We start from the raw sequence: 20421 nt of genomic DNA, 5'->3' as shown, positions 1-20421 counted from the left end.
ACTGTGGTATAGGAAAAAAACGAAAGACGTTTGAATATTTAGGGTGGGGTATGTTAAGGTTAAATTAATATGAATTTTTCACAAGAGGGAGGAGATAAGATGTCAACGATGCTGAACATGCTGCGTACATTCATGATCGTCATATTGAGCCTCGTTCAGATTTTGTCCCTTCCTGTGACGTTTCATGCGGAAGACACTACTCAATCCCTTCAGTTTACTGCGGGATCTTCTCTCCTGTCTCATGCTGATGTTTCCTCGTTAGAAACCGATTCTCACGGTCTGGAGCACCATCCCAAACCAGCTATACGCAAATCCTCCCCTTTACTTCATCTGGTGATCGCTGCGGCCAAATCACTTCCCTTTGTCATTTTGATGGCGTTTGTGCTGCTATTGAGCATCCCTAAACTACGTCTGCCTTTTATTCCTGTCATTTGCAAACTAAAGAAGCAATTGTACTTGTTCCCCATCAAATTTACCTCTAGTTATGTGGCTTAACCTCCCTTAAGCATGCACATCACCACATTTGCATGTCTATTTGTTAACCGTTCCCAATAAGTGTAATACGTTAAGTATATTTATCAGGTTTTCTATGTTAATTTATAAAATTTAATACAAAAAGAAAGTTTCCATGTCACTCCCAAAGCATGTGATTTATTTCCCATACCATTCATTTAAATAACGTATCGTACAGGAGGCTTTACAAATGGATATTCGAGAGTCTATTTTGCCAGGAATCGGGATTAAGTATCGAATAGATGCAGAGAGTGGCGACCGAATTGTCATTATTATTCATGATGATGGCAGGCGTGAGTTGTATCACTTTGATTACGAGGATTTGGAACAAAGTATTTCTATAACAACCCTGAATGATCAGGAAGCACGATTGGTAGCCTCCATCATCGGGGGTATGACATATAAGCCGAAACAGCTTGAAAGTGTAGAAATGACGTTTGACGATTTTATTATCGAATGGTATAGAGTGGAATCTCACTATGCAAGTGTTGGCAAATCCATCGGTGAGCTGGATATTAGACAAAATTCGGGAGCCACTGTTATTGCCATTGTGGAGAAAAAGGGAATGAAATATATAAATCCTGGTCCTGAAGTGATTATTAACGATGATGCCACTGTAGTTGTTGTTGGGGAACGCGATCAGCAAAAACGCTTTAAACAAATCCTTATGAACGGAAGCGGGTGATTGGATGGATCATCTGGTATTTGAGGTTGGATTGGCAATTGCTCTCATCGCTGCAGCCGGACTTATTTCCTCCAAACTGCGCTTCTCGGTCATCCCTTTTTATATCCTGATCGGAATGGCAGTTGGACCGCATGCGATGGAGCTATGGCATTTTGATTTTCGCTTTATCGAAAGCGCCCCTTTTATTGATTTTATGGGAAGAATCGGAGTGCTGTTTCTTCTCTTTTACTTGGGTCTGGAGTTTTCAGTAGGTCGGTTAATTAAATCAGGCCGCTCCATTGCCGTGGGTGGCACCATTTATATTGGCATCAATTTCACACTGGGGCTGGCTCTTGGCTTCCTGAGCGGCTTTCCTGTAGCAGAAACGCTGGTTATCGCCGGAATTACAACCATATCATCCAGTGCTATTGCTGCGAAGGTGCTGGTAGATCTCAAGCGGACTGCCAATGCTGAAACTGAAATGATTTTGGGCATTATTATGTTCGAGGATGTTTTCCTCGCCGTATACATCTCCATCCTCTCCGGATTGGTTCTTAGCGATTCATCCTCGCTCGGGGGTGTGCTGCTATCAGCGTTAATCGCGCTTGGCTTTATGCTTGCAGTCATTATTATCGGCCGTAAGGCCGTCCCTCTGTTAAATCGGATTCTTCGTATTCGCTCCAATGAGGTATTCGGACTTGTTGTTTTCGGCTCCCTGTTTCTGGTGGCTGGTTTTTCGGAAACGATTCATGTGGCGGAAGCTATCGGCGCCCTGTTAGTCGGTCTCGTACTGGCCGAAACGGAACATGCCAAACGGATCGAGCATTTAATTGTTCCTTTCCGCGATTTCTTTGGCGCTCTGTTCTTTTTCAGCTTTGGGCTATCCATTGATCCACTGTCCCTAGGAGGAAACGCGATATGGCTTGCGCTGGCAGCAGTCGTTCTCACGTTATTTGGGAACATTTGGGCAGGAATGTTGGCTGGGCGTACGGCCTCCTTATCTCCCAAAGCGTCAGCAAATATCGGCCTGACCATTGTGGCACGGGGTGAATTTTCGATTATCATGGCCAACTTGGGTAAAGAAGGTGGTTTACTTGATATTGTTCAACCTTTTGCAGCCATCTATGTACTCATACTGGCCATTCTTGGACCACTTCTCACAAAGCAGTCAAAACCTATTTTTAATATGTTAAACAAAATATTCAAGTTCAAGGACCCCCGCCTACGAAAAGAAGAAAGTAACTCGGCGTAACTGTAAAGCTGGATACGACAATCCATAGGAGGGAAGGCTATGCCGCACGCTATTAAACATGCCGAAACTCTATGAGGCGGCTTGTGAAGCCCGCTTCAGAAGATGCGAGCAGGTTCCCTGTCTTTTATACGGTGATTGGCGGAATTACGGCATCCGTCGGTCTGGAATTGTTTTTGCATCCGCATGATATGATCGCTGGAGGCGTCACGGGGATCTCCAGACTCATGTCGCTTTATACACAAGAGCATTTTGGGTTATTGCTATTCGTTTTGAACTTGCCACTCATGCTGCTGTATTCATTATCCACTCACAAACCCATGCTGCTCCGTGCACTACCCGGCTTGTTCGCCTTTTCAGGCTCAGCCATCATTCTTTCGCCTTTTCCGGCAGTGAGCGGCCATCCGGTCGTATGTGCTTTGGGCGGCGGAATCTGTATCGGTCTTGGCGCAGGGCTGGCAGCTCGTCACGGTGGTCTGCTTGATTCACTAGGACTTAACGAACCAGGCGATGGCCGTCCATCCACATTGTTGCTAACACACCGCAAGATTCCGTTAATACAGATTGTTATGCTATGTAACGGTCTGCTGCTCATTACAGCTGGCTTTGTGCTAGGCTGGGAGCCAGCTCTATATTCAGCCTTATCCTGCCTCGCCGCCTACGAAACGACCCGGCTGATGTTTACCGGTCTGACGCGTATGGTTTGTGTTGTCAGCAAGAAGCAGCCAACCGTCGAGGATGCTATATATCGCAGGTTGCGTATACACAGCACGCCTGTTGAAGGCTCTGCCCAGATAGAGGGCAAGATCAAAAGCGAATCTGAGGATAAAAAAGAACAAATGGTCATCGTTTACAGCGTTCATCTGTTGGATTTGCAGCGCTTTAAGGCAGTCATCCAAATGGCAGACCCGCAAGCTGAGATCATGTATATGAAACGATGGAAAGCATAGCAAAGTAACACATCAAAAAAACGCTTATCTGCACTAATCTATGTATAACGATTAGTACAGATAGGCGTTTTGTAATGAACACTATATTAACGGATATTAATTCTGCATGATAAAATCATGTTCAATACTGCTGGCACTGTCAAAAGTACGAATAATATCATAACGGGTATTACGCTGTGCCGGAATGTGACCCGTCTCGCGGATCAACTGTAAAATGGATTCAATGTTAACCTTATACGTTGCGCCTGCAGCGGAAACTACGTTTTCCTCAATCATGGTGCTACCAAAATCATCGCAACCGTAGTACAACGATTTTTTACCGATTTCAGGTCCCATAGTTACCCATGAGGATTGAATATGCTTGATGTTATCCAATACAAGACGACTGATCGCAACGGTCTTCAGATATTCCTCCGGCGTCTGACGTTCCTTCTTCAGGTTGGTATTGTCTGGCTGGAAGGTCCAAGGAATAAAGGCCAAAAATCCTTCAGAATTATATTTGTTTTCAATGCATTCGTCCTGAGCATCACGAACACGCAACAAATGCAGCGCACGCTCCTCCATCAACTCGCCAAAGCCAATAACCATCGTAGCAGTCGTGTTCATCCCAACCTTATGAGCCGTTTGCATGACATCCATCCAATCACGCCAAGAGCCTTTGAGACGGCTAATTTTGCGGCGTGTGCGGTCATCCAAAATTTCTCCACCTCCGCCCGGAAGCGAATCCAATCCAGCTTCATGAATGGCGCGGATTGTTTCTTCCATAGAAAGACCAGATTTCTCCTTCATTTTGTGAATTTCAGCTGGCGAGAAGGAGTGCATCGTAATATCGGGAAAACGCTCCTTGATACCTTTCAGCAAATCGGTATAATAACTGAACGGCAGATTCGGGTTCACACCGCCTTGCATTAGAATTTCGGTGCCACCTACTTCCTGCGTTTCCTTGATCTTCTGAAAGATCACCTCATCCGGCAAAACATAACCTTCATCAGAACCTGGTCTACGATAAAAAGCGCAGAAGCGACAGTATACGTCACACACGTTTGTATAGTTAATATTTCGTCCGATAACGAAGGTTTTAACGGGATCGGGATGCATGCGATTCATGACTTTATTCGCCGCATGACCGATTTTTTCTACCTCGTCTGATTCGAACAAAGCAACGGTATCCTCTAAATTCAGGCGTTCGCCGCGTAGGGCTTTATCTAAAATATGGTCGATTACACTCATGGTGTATCCTCCTTCGCTGTCACAGGGCGACGAAATGAACGACAGGACTTATGAACGAGAATGCTTTCACAAACCTGCGTTCGAACCCTGCCGTAATGTATGTTCATGACTAGCCTTGTATGTTGTCTGTGCTATTTAGCATAGTAAAACCTAATGATAATACTAACATATCTTTAGGTAAGGAACCATACTTATTCCCGCTTCTTTCTGCTTTTCACCTAGGAAAACAGGCAACTGCCAAGCTTATCTCAACGTTGCATATAGCCAAAAAATAAGAAAACAGAACTGAAAAGTGTCTTTTTTCACACTGTCGTTCATGTTATTTTATAGAAAACAGCAAGCCTCCTGAAATACTGGAAACTTGCTGTTTAGTACTGTACATATTTGCTCTCAGCGTGAAAACGACAAAGATGCTGCGGATGTGCTAACGCTCTAGCGCAGCGCCTCATCCAGATCACTGATCAGGTCGTCAATATCCTCCAAACCTACGGAGAAACGGAGTAGTCCGTTCGTAATCCCGCGCTCCAATCGTACACTATGGGGCATAGCCGCATGTGACATCATCGCCGGATACGACAAGATGCTTTCCACAGCTCCCAGACTCACCGCTACAATTGGAATACGTACGCGACTGAGGACTTCTTTTGCACGCTCACCAGAACCCACATCAAAAGATATCACTGCACCATAACCGCTGGATTGGCGCTCATGAACTTCACGCCCTGGATGATTCTCCAGACCCGGGTAGTATACCGCCTCAATGTCGTTGCGCTCGTTCAGCCAGTTAGCGAGCTTCGCTGCGCTCTTTTCGCTGTGAGCCATACGAGCCTCCAGTGTCTTCATACCGCGCATGAGCAACCATGACTCCTGCGGAGCCAACACGGTACCCAGTCCATTTTGGAGCTGCTTGATTTGTCTTCCCAACGATTCGGTACGTGCTACCGCAAGTCCTGCCAGCACATCGCTGTGTCCGCCCAGAAACTTGGTCGCACTGTGCAATACAATATCAACTCCCTGCTCAATCGGACGTTGATAATAAGGTGTCATAAAAGTATTATCCAATAACGTTAAAAGCCCGTTGTCCTGTGCCCAAGAAGTTATTCCTGCCACATCGGTAATTTTGAGTGTCGGATTGGACGGAGTTTCCATATATACAGCCCTTGTATTCTCCTGCAACGCATCTTTCACAAGGTTGAGGTCCGTCATGTCGACGAAGGTCGTTTCGATATTCATCCGTTTCAAAATGGAGGTCAGCAGTCGATATGTTCCTCCATATACGTCCTCGGAAACAATGACATGATCTCCAGCAGACAAGAGCATAAATGTAGTAGAGATGGCCGCCATACCTGATGCAAAGGCAAAACCGCACGCCCCGCCTTCTAATAAAGCGATATAATCCTCCAAAGCTTGTCGTGTCGGATTACCTGAACGGCTATAGTCATGCTGTGGAGGATTAAAAATATCGTGATGGTGGAAGGTAGAAGCTTGATAGATCGGGACGCTCGATGCCCCCGTAACGCTGTCAATTTCAGAGCCAAAATGCAGCAGCTTGGTAGCGAACTTCCGCTCTTTGTTCAGATCCTGCCCGATCCTCCTCGCATCCTCTATCATTGCAGCTCTCCTCCTTCTACTTCTTGACGTGCCGCTTCCAACGCCGAACGTAAATCTTCAATTAGGTCGTCTGTATGCTCAATGCCTACGGAGAAACGCAACAGCCTGTCATCTACCCCGACTGCATCCCGAATTTCTGCTGGTATGTCCGCATGTGTCTGCACAGCGGGATAGGTCATTAACGATTCCACACCGCCGAGACTTTCCGCAAACGCAATGAGCTTAATGTGACGAAGCAAAGGTTCCACATAACGAGCATCCTTTACTTTAAAGGAAAAGATACCCGTATTTCCGCTGGATTGTTTATTTTGAATCTCACGACCTGGATGGCCTTCTAGAGCTGGATAAAATACTTCCGCCACAGCCGGATGCGTCAGTAAATAGTTAGACAGCACTGTTGCATTATGCTCGTGTCGGTCCATACGCAGCGCTAACGTCTTCATGCCCTTCATTAACTGGTAGCAATCGCTTGGGGAAAGCACTGCCCCTATGGAATTGTGCAGGAATGCAATTTCAGCTGATAGCTCTTTGCCTTTGGTTACGATCAACCCTGCCAGCACATCGTTGTGTCCGCCCAAATATTTGGTTGCGCTATGTACCACAATATCCGCGCCCAGTTCCAATGGCCGCTGGAAATATGGCGTTAGCAGCGTATTATCTACAATGGTAAGCAACTGATGTTGTGATGCCCATTTAGCCACCGCTCGAATATCAGTAATCATCATTAACGGATTTGTAGGCGTTTCTATGAATACAGCTTTGGTATTCGGTCGACATGACTGTTCGAGCGCTTCAAGATCGTTCGTATCCACATAACTGGCTGTCACACCAAATTTAGACAAAATACGCTCCAGCAAACGATACGTCCCGCCATACAGATCCAGCGATACTATGAGATGATCTCCCTGTCCAAACAATGCAAATACCGTTTGCAGCGCCGCCATACCTGAGCTGCATGCAAAGCCTGCATCACCCGATTCAAGTGCAGCAGAAGCCTCTTCCAGTACCTTTCGCGTGGGATTGATCGTCCGAATGTAATCAAATCCTGTGCTTTGACCCAGACGGGGATGGCGGAACGCCGTAGATTGGTAAATCGGGTAATTAACAGCCCCGGTTACTGGCTCTTCTACTGAACCGATTTGTGCCAATCTACTTTCGATTTTCCACTGTTTCTCACTCATATGAATCCTCCTGTTAACTTCCATAGTGGGTGCTATAACCAATCCTGCAAAAATGGATGTCAAAGACTATACTGCTGCGCTACTGCAAGGTGATACTCTACAAAGGTAAACTACATGCTCCTTTTTTAAATCTGGGGCCCGATATCATAAGGTGTTTCTTGGTATACATAATAGTTCAGCCAATTCGAGAATAATAAATTGGCGTGCGCCCGCCAAATTGAGGGGGGGGTGCGCTCAGGATCATCATTAGGAAAATAATTTTTTGGGACTTCAATATCCATTCCTTTGGCTACATCGCGGTCGTATTCCCATTTCAGTGAAAGCGGGTCATATTCAGAATGCCCAGTTACAAAAATTTGTTTACCGTCAAGCGTGGCTACGAGGTACACCCCAGCTTCCTCGGATTCGGATAAAACTTCTAATTCGGCGATATGATCAATATCTTCCCGACGAACCTCCGTATGTCTGGAGTGAGGGGCATAAAACAGTTCATCAAAGCCGCGTAACAATTTTACTTTAGGTTTTATCACGGTGTGTGGAAATACACCGAAGCATTTGTAGTCGAGCCCATATTTAGGGACATCGAAATGATGGTATAAGCCTGCCTGTGAGGCCCAACAGATATGCATGGTCGAAGTTACATTCGTTTTCGTCCATTCAAAGATTTGCCGGATTTCCTCCCAGTAGTTCACATCCTCAAACTCAAGCTGTTCAACCGGGGCTCCTGTAATGACCATGCCGTCAAAACGACTGTTCTTGATCTCGTCGAACGTTTTATAGAACATGTTCAAATATTCTTGCGATGTATTTTTGGATACATGAGACTTCATGTGCACCAGCGTGACATCCACTTGCAACGGCGTATTGCCGACCAGGCGCAACAGTTGGGTTTCCGTCGTTTCCTTTGTAGGCATTAAATTCAAAATGGCGATACGCAACGGACGAATATCCTGATGATAAGCCAAGCTTTCATCCATTACGAAAATATTTTCGCCCTCCAGCACTTCCTTAGCAGGTAATGTGTCTGGGATTTTAATCGGCATGTAAACTCACTCCTTGTTAGGTAAGTTTTGCGAAAATCGTCTTGTTGAGATGCCGGGCATATAATAAAAAGACCTTTCTCTGGTTAGAGAAAGGTCATATTTGTATCCATATGCGCCTCTCTCATCTGTCAGGGCAACGCGCTTTGTACAAAGCGCGCGTCCTGCAAGAATTAGCACCGTGCGATTAAAATCGCCGGTTGCCGGGTATCATCGGGCTAGTCCCTCCACCTGCTCTTGATAAGATTTCGCTATATTCATTTTGGGTTCACAAAGTTCTTGTTGTTCACTTTAATGCATCGGTTGGGCTTCGTCAAGATGGGACTTGCAAATTTGTAACCTGCATTCACATTTTGTCTACCTTTTCCATAGGTTAAATCATATCCCTCCTATCGCTGAAGCTCTTGCAACTACTGTTGATTTTGCCCATGATTTTGCGCTTGAAAGGCCGTAGGCCGAGCGTTATACTATACAAGTGCTATTAGGCAAAAATATGGAGCAGTAGTGCAGACTTGAGTGTTTCCTGCGATACTGTGGCAATCTAAAAAAAGAACATTTGAGAGGTGAATCCGGAATGGAAGGCGACCCGAGTCCGAATAGGCGGCGATCCCTGAACAACAGCATAGGAATGACTTCAGCTTGCCGAAAGACGGGACGCCAGGCTCTGCATGCTCCAAAAGCCTCCGGCTTTTGATGAGAGTGCACGCTTACCCGCACCGGCTAACTGGCTAACTGAGTCCATTCCTTATGCTTAAGGTAAACGTATTTCCGTTACGGCGGAGCATAAGGAGTGACGTATATGAAAATCCGTTTGGTCAACAACGGGGTTTTTACCCCTGTCGAAGAAATTGAAATGGCGCTTACTGCACCGGCAGAAGGTTTTTATTGGATTGATGCCGATGTCGATGATTTGGCAGTGCTCCAGCCTTTATTTTCCATGCATGATCTTGCAGTAGAAGACTGTTTGAGTGAAGAAGAACAGCGTCCGAAGATTGAAATTTATGAAAGCCATTATTTTATCGTTGTAAATAGCATTCGTTTTGATGATGAAGAAATATTTTTGCGAGCTTTGAACATTTTTCTCGGCCGCCATTTTATCATTACGGTGACCAAGCAGAAAATCAATGAGCTTCGTACCCTCAAGCCTATGCTGTGGGAGCAAGAAGTCAGCCAGCCTGACCGTTTTATGTATCTGTTGGTCGACTTAATTGTTGACAACTATTTTCTGGTTGGTGACCGGATTGAGGTCCGCATTGAAAAGCTGGAAGAAGATATTCTAATGCATACGAAAAAGTCGCATTTGAACGAAATCATCGGCTTACGCAGTGAGATTCTGTGGCTGAAAAAAGTGTTGGGCCCGCAAAAAGAAGTCATCAATACCCTGAACAAGCGGGATTTGCGGCTCATCGACGATCAATTGCAAAAATATTTTAGCGACATTTATGAAAATGCTGTGAAAATTTCGGAGACTTTCGAAACTTACCGCGACTTGATGGGTAACCTTCGAGAAGCTTATCAATCCAGTATCGCCAACCGTGCCAATGAAATTATGCGTGTGTTTACAGCAATTACGACCGTATTTATGCCATTGACGGTCATTACCGGAATATATGGGATGAACTTCGATAATATGCCTGAGCTTCATACACGTTATGGCTATTTTGTCGTCATTGGTATTATGGTGGCATTAGGCGTCAGTATGTTCTGTATTTTCCGTAAGAAAGACTGGGTTTAAAAATAAAAGGGGAAAAAGTATCAAATTGGATACTTTTTTCTATTTTCAAGCTTGGTCATAAAAAGCAGCAGCCGTGTCCTGTGAGGAACTGGCTGCTGCTTTTTAGTATGTTGGACCCTGAATATACTTTAATACCCAGCTTTATCCAACTAGTTCTATGTTATCCAACATGTCGGCCGGGTACCTGCTGATGACGAAACCGTATACGGATCAGACGCAGACGCTCATAAATCTGATCCAGTCCTGTTTCGGTTGCCTTTTCTTCCCCATACACTTTCAGCATGACGGGCTTGAGCAACGTATCCCCCAACTCTTCATAAGCAGACCAGATAGCTGCCTGCTCCGCCTCAGATACATTCACCAATTCCTTGTGGATCAGCTTGTCCATATCAATACCATCTCTATCCAAATGCTCCACAGCTTCAATCATCTCTCTACGATGCAAACCTGTCTTCATTCCGATATGCTCCAGTGAAAGACCGTCCGAAATGCCTTCAATAATCGTTCTAGTTAAGCTGAATTTGTTCAGCTCCTGCCTGTACTGGTTCTCTTTTTGCTTGTATAACCATGACAAAAAAACTTCTTCTTCCAGCGTCTCTGTTACCCAGTTCAACGGAAATGGCGTGGTGCGGTCATTTTGTGTCGTAATAGCCAATAGCTCCGTCCCATATTGCGACACCTTACCCTGACCCATACCAGGCAGCTCCAACAGTTCTTCTTCGGTATGGGGAAGATAAACGCTAATGAGTCGAAGCAATCGATTCGTAGCGATAAAATAAGGTGCTTTTCGTTCCGTTGCTGCTTTTTGCCGTCTCCACATCGTCAATTGCTCATACACTTCATCACGTGGAAACAAATCACTGTAGCAATACAGCTTTTGCAGCGTTTGTCCTCGTCCTGATGATCCTTCTTGCTCATGAAATACACCATGGATTAGGGGCCTGTAGCCCTCAGCCATTTTGAGCGCCAGCTCATGACGGTATACATGCAGTAATTCCTGCCACAAGCTTCCCTCATACCAAAGGTCGTCTATACTTTCATCCGGGACATGGTGTGTGCTCCAGCCTGCACTCCATTCCCCTTCATGCTGCCCAATCCATACCTGAGCAAAGTCCTCATAGCCCTGTTCATTCCGTTTGGACAAGCGATTTAAAAATACTATCTCCATGATTTCTTCCTCCCTCATATCGTTGAAAGACAGTCCCGCACAACACAAAAACGCAAAAAAAAGCACCTATCCTGCGTATTCGCAAGAAAGGTGCTTCCCTTTTTGAGCCGTACTATACTGTTGCCTATATAATAACCGTACCTTGGAGTGCCGTCAACCCTAAATTCTAATGATTCAGTTTTTCCTTTGCCAATGCCAGAGCACCGCACAATCCAGCATTATCACCCAATCCTGGAGATACGATATATTGCTCAATACCTGTTGTCAGACTCGAATGCTGCACGTATCCGTTCAAAAGTTTTTGTAGTTTGGTACGAATGAGCGGGAACAATTGGTCTTGCTTCATTACTCCCCCGCCCATAATAATTTTTTGCGGGGACAGGATTAATACATAGCTCATTAAAGCCTGTGCCAGATAGTACGCTTCCATTTCCCAGGCCGGGTGATCGACAGAAAGCTCATGTCCTTTAACCTTCCATCTTTTTTCGAGCGCAGGACCTGCTGCCAGACCCTCCAAACAATCTCCGTGATAAGGACATGTCCCCTCGTAAGTATCTTCTGGGTGACGACGTACCAGAATATGCCCCATTTCCGGGTGAGATAATCCATGTATCAGCTTTCCACCAACCAAAGCACCTGCCCCGATGCCTGTGCCTATCGTGATATACAGACAGTTGTCCAATCCTTTGGCGGCACCCCAAATAGACTCACCAAGTGCTGCTCCATTCACATCCGTATCAAACCCCATAGGCACATCAAAATGCTCTTTCAGTTTACCAATCAGATTGTAATTTCCCCAATGTGGCTTTGGCGTTGTTGTAATATAACCATATGTATCACTACCTTCGATAGGATCAATCGGCCCGAACGATCCTACGCCCAATGCTTCAATGCCCTTGCCTTCAAAAAATGCGATGACATTCTCCATTGTTTCTGCTGGTGTGGTTGTTGGAAAGCTCGCTCGTTCCAGTACCTCTCCACGTTCGTTGCCAATTCCACATACAAATTTGGTACCGCCTGCCTCAATTGCTCCCAATACTGTCATAGTTGCTGTTGTCCCCTTTCGATAATCCGGTTCTCTCTCCACTATATTCACCTGAAATGTACCTGAGGTCAATCCCCTAATCGCAATTGTATATAATCCTTCACAAGACGATATAACTCCGTTAACATAACGTATACAAATAAGGACACTGACGCATCCCGCCTCAGCATCCCTATATAACTTACTTTATTTAAATTGTCGTACCAGGCCTAATAGCTTCATTATGATCCGGTTGCGACACCCATCAATGTACACAAGCTTTTCATTTCAAGCTGCTCAAACTTGTCTACAATTTGCACGTGATCCAACGTCAGCAGACAACTATCCAAAGCACATGCTACAGGTACACCACAGTGAATTTCAGCGAGTTTGCGTGAAAGATGCAGCATATCCAAATCACTCTCAATTTTTTTGCGGACCGATGGTGTTAATTGATCCAGATTCTCCAGAATGCCCTCAATAGAGTCGTATTCCTGCACCAGCTTGAGTGCCGTTTTCTCACCAATACCTCGTACTCCTGGATAATTATCGCTTGCATCCCCCATCAGGCCTTTAAGGTCCACCACTTGGCGTGGCTTAAGCCCTTTTTCAGTCAGCAGGGTCTCCGGGGTGTATACCATATAATTGCCGTGGCCCTTTTTCATAATAATGACCCGTGTCCGATCATCCACTAATTGAAGTAAATCATGATCTCCCGAGAGAATCATTACATCCATGTCCTCATTTTGCGAATAATGGCGTGCAAGCGTACCGATACAATCATCGGCTTCAAAGCCTTCCGCTCCAATGTTGGGAATGCCGAGGCTGTCCGTCACTTCACGAATCAATGTAAATTGGGGAATCAAATCATCTGGTGCGTCGGCTCGATTTCCCTTATACGCAGCAAAATGTTCCCCACGGAATGTCGTTCCGCCCATATCCCAGCAACAAATAACATGTGTAGGATTAAACGTTTGGACTGCATCCCAAAAATATCGAATAAAACCATATATGGCGTTCGTTGGCACCCCAGCTTTTGTACGACGGATATAACCGTTTGCGGCGGTTGCATAATAAGCGCGAAATAGCAGGGCCATGCCGTCAACCAGCATTACGGATTGTTCATTGCGTTGTGTCACAGATTGTATTGCTCCCATTCATCATAATATTTAACCCCCACAGTATAACATATCGTGGGGGTGAATTGGGCGTTATTGAGCTCACCATGTGCCCTCAAATGTTTCCTCTTTGAACCCTACCGTTACTTTGTTACCGTCGGTTACAATCGGGCGTTTGATTAATCTTCCATTTGAGGATAAAAGCGAAATTTGCTCTTCACGGCTCATGTCTCCCAGCTTATCTTTCAGCTTTAACTCTTTGTACACCTCACCGCTCGTATTGAAAAACTTTTTCAGCTCCAGCCCGCTTTTGCGAATCAATTCTTCCAATTCCTCCGGGCCGGGCGGCTGTTCAAAAATAGGAATCAGTTCCGTCTCATGCCCCTTGTTTTGCAGCCATTTCACTGCATTACGGCAGGTACTGCATTTAGAATACTGATATACTTTCAGTTGGCTCATCGCTAGATTAACCTCCATTTGGTTTTCTCTTAAAAGCTCCTGCATTTCAGCCATATCATCCGGTAGAGGAGCGCAAAACGTCATTCGCTCCCCGGTCACAGGATGCACCAAGGACAGCTCTGAGGCATGCAAGGCTTGTCGAGGCATCCTGGCATCAAGCTGATCATATCGCTCACGTTGCGCAGCATCATCAGGTGTAATCCGGTACATTTTATCTCCGATCAACGGACAACCGATATAAGTCATATGCACTCGAATTTGGTGCGTACGCCCGGATTCCAACTTTAGTCCGATGCGACTTCCCCCGTTCCACACTTCCTCCAGCTTATACAGCGTAAGGGCAGGATAACCATCCGGAGTCACCATACGTAAATGCGGATCATCCGGGTTGCGGTCAATCGGTCCGTCTACCTTACCTTCCTGTAGCTCAGGGCGCCCATGCACCAGAGCCGTATAGCGCTTATCCACCGTTCCCGCAATCATCTGTTCAGAAATATGCTGGTGTACATATGGATTTTTGGCTACAACCAGCACCCCCGTCGTCTCCTGATCAAGACGATGAACAGGACGAAATCGGAACAGCTCCCCCTTGGTCTGCCAATAATGCACAACCCCGTTAGCCAGTGTTCCTGTGTAATGACCATGAGTCGGATGGACAATCATGCCCGCCGCCTTATTCACCACTAACAGATGTTCATCCTCAAACAATATCTCAAAAGGAATGGGTTCCGGTAAAATATCATCAGAACGCTCGCGCTCCATGCGAATTTCTACTCGATCCCCGGATTTCACCTTTACGCTAATGTACACACGTGTCCCGTTCAGCATAATACCTTGCTCGGTCAGCTTGAGTTTGGATATTAACTTTCGAGAAATGTTCATACGTTTTTGTAAAATAGTCTTCAACAGCATGCCCTCCTCCTCCGGAGGGATCGTATATACGATAGGTTCATAGTACAAGCTCATACAAATTCCCGGTTGCCTCCTTATTTGCGGAACACTTTTTTGCTGCGCACATATTCGACATCGGGTACGCCCTGACGGACATTCGCTGTGCGAGCGACGGCAAAGAAATAATCAGAAAGGCGGTTCAAATACCGACGTACCGCCGGATTGATGTCCGTATGTTTACCTAGTGTAACCGCACGGCGTTCTGCGCGTCGGCAAACCGTACGGCAAACATGAAGCGTTGAGGATAATGTGTTACCACCTGGTATAATAAAACGCTCCACCTTCGGATTTTCCTCCTGACATGCATCAATCCAACCTTCCAGACGCTCTGCCAGCTCGTCCTTCACCTTATATTTGCTTTCACTGATTTTAACAAATGCCAAATCCGAACCACAATCAAACAGCTCCTGCTGTATTTCTTCCAATTGAGTCCGAATATCCGCAAACTCTTCCCCTTCGGCAAAGCTGATCGCTTGTCCTACAAAGCTGTTCAGCTCGTCAATTGTTCCGTACGCTTCCACACGATCATCATCTTTGGACACTCGACCGCCGATCACAGAAGTTTGTCCTTCATCACCTGTTCTAGTATAGATTCCCATTCCATTTCATCCCCTTTATCATTCCGTAAGTGCTTTCAGCACCTTGATGGCTTCTTCCTTATTGCTTGTACGAGGCGGAACGGTAGCAAATAATGTTTTGGAGTTATATTTTAGCTCCTTAAACATCTTCATCTGCTCCACCGGAATTCCGAACAAATGAGTTTCCTTGCTCACATCTGTTCCTTCTTCCTCCTGCCCCTTCTTCTTAAATACGCCGCCCTCGAACACGCCCCGGGCATACGTCTTCTTGTCAAAAGCATCATCTAACGGCAGATTCGAACCATTCTGTCCATACAGCTTCATGTCCTCTTCCGGCAAAAGAAACAGATCATGTTCCCCGGCCGCATATTCTACAACCAGCTTCTGCTGGTTATACAGCGGACTGACTGAAATCTCAATAGTCGGAGCCTGTTCACCCAGCTTATCCTTAAGCTTTTGTGCCAGCTCCTCACGGATGACTGAAGCATCCCCTTTATCCATAATAAAAATGGAGAAGCTGTCCTTGTCCCGTCCCCCACATCCAGCCAATAATACAAGTGTCAGCATTCCGATGATCCACGGCGATAGCCTTTTTAGCCCCGCTCTCATATGTACGCCCCCTCTTCCATGCCATTAATATATCATAAGTTGTGAACGCAAAAAAAGAAGGCTCGACGGCCTTCTTCTTACATTTGGCTGACTTCACACGGTTAAACCTTGCATTCCGTACCATACAGCTTCATATATTCATTGATTTTCAAATCGAGCTTGCAGCTGATCTCAATGACAAGATCAGAGGTGAAGGACTGCTCTTTCTGAAACGTCCGCATCATCTCATTGCGCAGGAACAAAATTTCATCTTCCAGAGAAATGTCGTATCCTATTGAACTAGACGAATTAAATCCAACATATGACATGAGCATTCCTCCTACAATTGAAAAATTGAACTTCCTGCTATCGATTTCAAATTATAGCATAGAAATTTAGAAATAAAATACTATTTTTTATGAATTACCCATAAAAAAATAATTTTAACCTTCTTTTCTTACTTTTTCTACAAAATGACCAATCCGATCCAGTGCCTCCGTCAGCTGAGCAACAGAAGTCGCGTATGAGCAACGAAGATAGCCTTCGCCTCCCAAACCGAACACATTACCTGGTACAGCCGCAACTTTAGCCTCTGCCAAAAGACGCTGTGCAAATTCATCTGAGCTGAGTCCCGTGCTTTGAATACTAGGGAAAACGTAAAAAGCCCCTCTTGGCTCATGGCACTCCAGGCCGATTTCCCGAAACCCTTCAACCATCAGACGGCGACGCTGATTATAGGCTTCTACCATACGATCTTTCTCACCCAAACCATTCCGCAACCCTTCCAGTGCCGCAACTTGCCCCATAGAAGGCGCACACATTACGGTGTACTGATGGATTTTGAGCATAGCGGCAATCAGATCGGGATGTCCGCATGTATATCCAATACGCCAACCTGTCATGGCGAAGGCTTTGGAAAAACCACTGACGAGAATCGTACGATCCATCATACCAGGCATAGCTGCAAAACTGACATGCTTCTCTCCATAATTCAATTCAGCATAAATTTCATCAGAAATGACGATCAAATCATGCTTTTCCACGACTTCGGCAATCGGAAGCCAATCTTCATAAGTCATCGTAGCCCCAGTTGGATTGCTCGGATAGCATAAAATCAGCACCTTGGATTTAGGTGTAATTTTTGCCTCCAGCGCCTCAGCCGTCAGCTTGAATTCATCCTTAGCAAAGGTTTCAATACCTACCGGAATCCCGCCTCCAATTGCAGTGATTGGAGAATATGAAATGTAGCACGGTTCGGGCACGAGAATTTCGTCGCCAGGTACAATTAACGCACGCAAAGCAAGATCAATCGCCTCGCTTCCCCCAACGGTCACGATAATCTCATTTTTAGGATCATAACGGACTTCAAATTGCTCATTCAGATAATCACTGATCGCTTCACGCAGTTCTGGCGTTCCCGCATTAGACGTATAGCTGGTAAAACCTCGCTCTAATGAATAAACACAGGCTTCCCGCATATGCCAAGGGGTTGTAAAATCCGGTTCGCCTACACCAAGGGTAATAATATCCTTGTTGCCACCCACCAAGTCAAAAAACTTACGAATACCCGAAGATGGGATCTCGCGCACCAACGGGGACAAATAGGAACTCATAGCTTTGTTACTGTCGGTAAATGCTTCTGTTTTGAGATTCATCATGATCTTCCTTTACGGCGAAATCATCAGACGATTATCTTCCTGATGGTCCTCAAAGATAATTCCGTCCTGCTTGTATTTTTTAAGCGTAAAATTAGTCTTGGTAGACAAGACCGAATCAATAGGCGACAGTTTCTCCGACACAAAATTAGCGACCTCACGAAGATTGCGGCCTTCAACCTCTACCAGCAAATCGTATGCTCCGGACATGAGATAGACCGATTTAACTTGCGGATACAAATAAATCCGTTCTGCAATCCCTTCAAAGCCTCTTCCACGCTCGGGTGTAATTTGCACTTCGATCAAAGCGGTAACCTTTTCGTCGTCGACTTTGTCCCAATTGACTACAGCGGCATATTTGACAATCACGTGTTGGTCTTCGAGCTCTTTCATTGAGATGCGTACATCCTGCTCGTCAACCCCCAGCATAGTAGCCAATAGAGTCGGTGTTCTTCTTGCATCTTCTTTTAACAATTCCAGCACTTTTAATTTCAATTCATTCAGCTCTGTCATTCTACATAAGGCCTCCATCGAAAGAGATTACTATACATCATACAATACGCACTTTAAACCTGCAAAGAAAAACCGTCCACTCCGGTAAACCCGGCAGGTGGACGGCTGTTATGGGAATCTGCTTCAAAAACAGAAAATCCCGTTTACATATAATAAGGGTTGTTTTGATGTGTAGACTGGCCTTGCTGGTGCATAGATTGACCATATACTCCCGCGGATGTCGACTTTTGCTGAATGAACTGTTGGCATTCTTGTTGGGTCTTGCGAGCTTCTTGAATCTGTTTGTCCAAATCGATGCGCAGTGCTTTAGTTGGAGTGGCGTACATATTATTTTGGCTCATCAGATGATACAAATCACCTTGCAGACGCAATGTATCATTCGTAAGGTCGGTGAACATCTGACGCACAGACGGACAATTGGATTCTGTCGTCGCCGTTGTGTATTCGCGCACTGTACGTTTCATATCAGCAAGAATGGTATAGAGCAAATCTTCTTCGGGCATAAATGACATATTGTTTTGTGAATACATTCTGTCAAACCTCCTTTATTGGTAAATCCAAATTACTGCTGTGGTTGCATTGGAGCAAGCTGCTGATGCTGTTGAAGAGCATTAGAAAGCAGATTCAAGTGGTGCTCATGAGTTCTTGCCAGTTGTAAACAGGCTTGTTGGATGGCTGGGTGCTGAATAGACGCCGCTGTGGCCGCACATTGTTTGAGTAGTAGTTCTTCATTGGAGATGGAGTCCACGATGTACTCCAGCTCTTTGCCTGACAGGGGTTGCATGTTCGTAGATTGCATAATCTCTGTGCCTCCTTAAAAGTTTTGTTGCACGCTGGTTATCTTGTCCGTTTGGCGAAATACTATGTACACATAAGAAATACTACATATTGCCTATGAGGAGTGCTATTTTATATGGAGTTGATAAGCGGGAATACATATTGGCCGAATACATTGGAGCAGGCGCTGGATTTTCCGCCTTTGGCAGAGGATTTAAATTGTGATGTATTGATCATCGGGGGAGGGATGGGGGGGGCCATCTGCTCCCGGTTATTGGGAGAACGACAGGTAGACACCGTGGTTATTGACAAACGCAAACTGGTAACTGGAAGCTCTTCGGCCAATACTGGCCTGCTGCAATACAGCAATGACAAGACCTTAACCTCTTTCATCAATACGTTTGGTGAAACGAACGGTGTACTGTTTTACCGCATGTGCAAGGATGCACTAGATCAGTTAGATAAGCTGGCTGCCACACTGGATACAGACCCTTCCTTTATTCGGCGAAGCAGCCTGTACTATGCAAGTACACTAGAAGATGTACAGGTGCTTCAGGAAGAGTACAAACAGCTAACCCGGTTTGGATTTCCAGTGGAGTACTGGGATGAGCAACAAGTGGCTACCCGATTTCCTTTTCGAAAACCGGCAGCCTTGTACACACACGAAGATGCCGAGGTTAATCCATTTTTGTTTGCCCAAGGACTATTGCAATCCGCCAGCCGTCTCGGTGTACGCTTATATGAGCATACGGAAGCCAAGCATTTTGAATTCAATGAAAATGAAGTCGTTTGTCATACCAGCGGTGGAATGATCCGAGCGAAAAAAATCATTTTTGCAACGGGTTATGAAACACAAGAGATTAAAACCGATCAGGGAGCCGTTCTGCAAAGCTCTTATGCTATCGCCACCAATCCAATCGGAGATGCTCCCTTGTGGCATGAGCAGTGTCTGATCTGGGAAACGGCCCGTCCTTATCTATATATGCGCTCCACACCGGAAGGACGTATCATTATTGGTGGTTTGGATGAACCTGTATTGGACGCCAACCAACGTGAAATCAGGCTACTACACCAACAACAAAAGCTGCTGCAAGCACTACAGGAGCATTTTCCCAGTGTGCCATTTCAGATCGACTACGCTTGGGCGGCTGTATTCGGCTCCTCTCACGACGGCTTGCCGTATATTGGTCCACATCCGCGTTTTCCAAACTGCTATTTCTTGGAGGGTTACGGGGGAAATGGGACGGTTACGAATATGATGGCCGCACAGCTATTGGCTGATGAACTGACGGGCACACACCGACCTGAAATGGAGCTGTATTCTCTGACCCGTACGACCAAACCCTCGCCAGAAGCAACAAAACCAATGGTTTAACATATGAATACAAAAAGAACCTCCTTTCGCCTATATAAGTGA

21 protein-coding genes, 1 pseudogene and 1 riboswitch are annotated in these 20421 nt (G+C 45.6%); of the genes and pseudogenes, 6 read left to right on the top strand and 16 right to left on the bottom strand.

Annotation, left to right across the window (positions count from 1 at the left end):
* The first annotated feature begins 99 nt into the window (after positions 1-99).
* From NSQ57_RS07600 to NSQ57_RS07585, 4 genes are all read left to right on the top strand, one after another.
* Positions 100-495, top strand: coding sequence for a hypothetical protein (locus tag NSQ57_RS07600; RefSeq protein ID WP_029516505.1), 396 nt, complete (start codon positions 100-102; stop codon positions 493-495).
* Between the two features lie 208 nt (positions 496-703).
* On the top strand, positions 704-1198 hold the full coding sequence (locus NSQ57_RS07595) for a cation:proton antiporter regulatory subunit (protein ID WP_341071833.1): 495 nt from the start codon (positions 704-706) through the stop codon (positions 1196-1198).
* 4 nt (positions 1199-1202) lie between these two features.
* Entirely contained in the window at positions 1203-2429 is a 1227-nt protein-coding gene (locus NSQ57_RS07590) for a cation:proton antiporter (RefSeq protein ID WP_023987794.1), read from the top strand.
* 83 nt (positions 2430-2512) lie between these two features.
* A complete protein-coding gene (locus NSQ57_RS07585) occupies positions 2513-3376 on the top strand; it encodes a YitT family protein (protein ID WP_029516503.1) in 864 nt (287 codons plus the stop codon).
* A 96-nt stretch (positions 3377-3472) separates the two neighbouring features.
* Here NSQ57_RS07585 and mqnC read toward each other — a convergent pair whose 3' ends face one another.
* The 4 genes from mqnC to metA form a co-directional block, all read right to left on the bottom strand.
* Complete coding sequence (mqnC, locus tag NSQ57_RS07580; RefSeq protein WP_029516502.1) at positions 3473-4606, bottom strand: cyclic dehypoxanthinyl futalosine synthase; 1134 nt, start codon at positions 4604-4606, stop codon at positions 3473-3475.
* A gap of 432 nt (positions 4607-5038) precedes the next feature.
* Positions 5039-6217, bottom strand: a complete 1179-nt coding sequence (locus NSQ57_RS07575) for an aminotransferase class I/II-fold pyridoxal phosphate-dependent enzyme (protein WP_069012829.1) — start codon at positions 6215-6217, stop codon at positions 5039-5041.
* Positions 6214-7398: a PLP-dependent transferase gene (locus NSQ57_RS07570; protein WP_069012830.1), complete on the bottom strand. Its 1185-nt coding sequence runs from the start codon at positions 7396-7398 to the stop codon at positions 6214-6216. Before NSQ57_RS07570 ends, NSQ57_RS07575 begins: the two co-directional genes overlap by 4 nt.
* 125 nt (positions 7399-7523) lie before the next feature.
* Positions 7524-8441, bottom strand: coding sequence for a homoserine O-succinyltransferase (gene metA, locus NSQ57_RS07565; RefSeq protein WP_039269776.1), 918 nt, complete (start codon positions 8439-8441; stop codon positions 7524-7526).
* A 118-nt stretch (positions 8442-8559) separates the two neighbouring features.
* Positions 8560-8685, bottom strand: a riboswitch (SAM riboswitch).
* 552 nt (positions 8686-9237) lie between these two features.
* Here metA and corA point away from each other — a divergent pair.
* Positions 9238-10173 (top strand): magnesium/cobalt transporter CorA, encoded by a 936-nt coding sequence (gene corA, locus NSQ57_RS07560; protein WP_023987788.1) that lies wholly within the window; start codon positions 9238-9240, stop codon positions 10171-10173.
* A gap of 160 nt (positions 10174-10333) precedes the next feature.
* Here the strand turns inward: corA and NSQ57_RS07555 are convergent, their stop codons facing one another.
* The 12 genes and pseudogenes from NSQ57_RS07555 to NSQ57_RS07500 form a co-directional block, all read right to left on the bottom strand.
* Entirely contained in the window at positions 10334-11341 is a 1008-nt protein-coding gene (locus tag NSQ57_RS07555; protein ID WP_069012831.1) for an HRDC domain-containing protein, read from the bottom strand.
* A gap of 166 nt (positions 11342-11507) precedes the next feature.
* Positions 11508-12386 carry an ROK family protein gene (locus NSQ57_RS07550; protein WP_069012832.1) on the bottom strand — a complete coding sequence of 293 codons (879 nt, stop codon included), beginning with the start codon at positions 12384-12386 and terminating at the stop codon, positions 11508-11510.
* Between the two features lie 221 nt (positions 12387-12607).
* Positions 12608-13504, bottom strand: a complete 897-nt coding sequence (locus tag NSQ57_RS07545; protein WP_080710677.1) for a 5'-3' exonuclease H3TH domain-containing protein — start codon at positions 13502-13504, stop codon at positions 12608-12610.
* An 81-nt stretch (positions 13505-13585) separates the two neighbouring features.
* Positions 13586-13942, bottom strand: a complete 357-nt coding sequence (locus NSQ57_RS07540; protein WP_342426121.1) for an arsenate reductase family protein — start codon at positions 13940-13942, stop codon at positions 13586-13588.
* Positions 13943-13969: 27 nt separating this feature from the next.
* Positions 13970-14908 (bottom strand): annotated as a pseudogene (locus NSQ57_RS07535) (RluA family pseudouridine synthase); the annotation flags it as partial.
* A 20-nt stretch (positions 14909-14928) separates the two neighbouring features.
* On the bottom strand, positions 14929-15492 hold the full coding sequence (locus NSQ57_RS07530) for a cob(I)yrinic acid a,c-diamide adenosyltransferase (protein WP_069012833.1): 564 nt from the start codon (positions 15490-15492) through the stop codon (positions 14929-14931).
* 18 nt (positions 15493-15510) lie between these two features.
* Positions 15511-16080 (bottom strand): hypothetical protein, encoded by a 570-nt coding sequence (locus tag NSQ57_RS07525; protein WP_069012834.1) that lies wholly within the window; start codon positions 16078-16080, stop codon positions 15511-15513.
* 101 nt (positions 16081-16181) lie between these two features.
* A complete protein-coding gene (locus NSQ57_RS07520) occupies positions 16182-16388 on the bottom strand; it encodes an aspartyl-phosphate phosphatase Spo0E family protein (RefSeq protein WP_069012835.1) in 207 nt (68 codons plus the stop codon).
* A gap of 114 nt (positions 16389-16502) precedes the next feature.
* Positions 16503-17714 carry an aminotransferase class I/II-fold pyridoxal phosphate-dependent enzyme gene (locus tag NSQ57_RS07515; protein WP_029516491.1) on the bottom strand — a complete coding sequence of 404 codons (1212 nt, stop codon included), beginning with the start codon at positions 17712-17714 and terminating at the stop codon, positions 16503-16505.
* A 12-nt stretch (positions 17715-17726) separates the two neighbouring features.
* Positions 17727-18227, bottom strand: coding sequence for an Lrp/AsnC family transcriptional regulator (locus NSQ57_RS07510; protein ID WP_069012836.1), 501 nt, complete (start codon positions 18225-18227; stop codon positions 17727-17729).
* Between the two features lie 143 nt (positions 18228-18370).
* The gene (locus NSQ57_RS07505; protein WP_069012837.1) at positions 18371-18757 is read right to left on the bottom strand and encodes a spore coat protein; all 387 of its coding nucleotides are present in this window, start codon (positions 18755-18757) and stop codon (positions 18371-18373) included.
* 32 nt (positions 18758-18789) lie between these two features.
* Positions 18790-19026 (bottom strand): hypothetical protein, encoded by a 237-nt coding sequence (locus tag NSQ57_RS07500; RefSeq protein WP_013370103.1) that lies wholly within the window; start codon positions 19024-19026, stop codon positions 18790-18792.
* 114 nt (positions 19027-19140) lie between these two features.
* Between NSQ57_RS07500 and NSQ57_RS07495 the strand changes: the two genes are divergently transcribed.
* On the top strand, positions 19141-20379 hold the full coding sequence (locus NSQ57_RS07495; RefSeq protein ID WP_342425859.1) for an FAD-dependent oxidoreductase: 1239 nt from the start codon (positions 19141-19143) through the stop codon (positions 20377-20379).
* Positions 20380-20421 lie beyond the last annotated feature (42 nt).

It is taken from the genome of Paenibacillus sp. FSL L8-0502 (genome assembly GCF_038593055.1).
Classification (GTDB): domain Bacteria; phylum Bacillota; class Bacilli; order Paenibacillales; family Paenibacillaceae; genus Paenibacillus; species Paenibacillus polymyxa_D.
The sequence above is the reverse complement of the archived record's forward strand: the minus strand, read 5'-3'. Positions and strand labels throughout refer to the sequence as shown.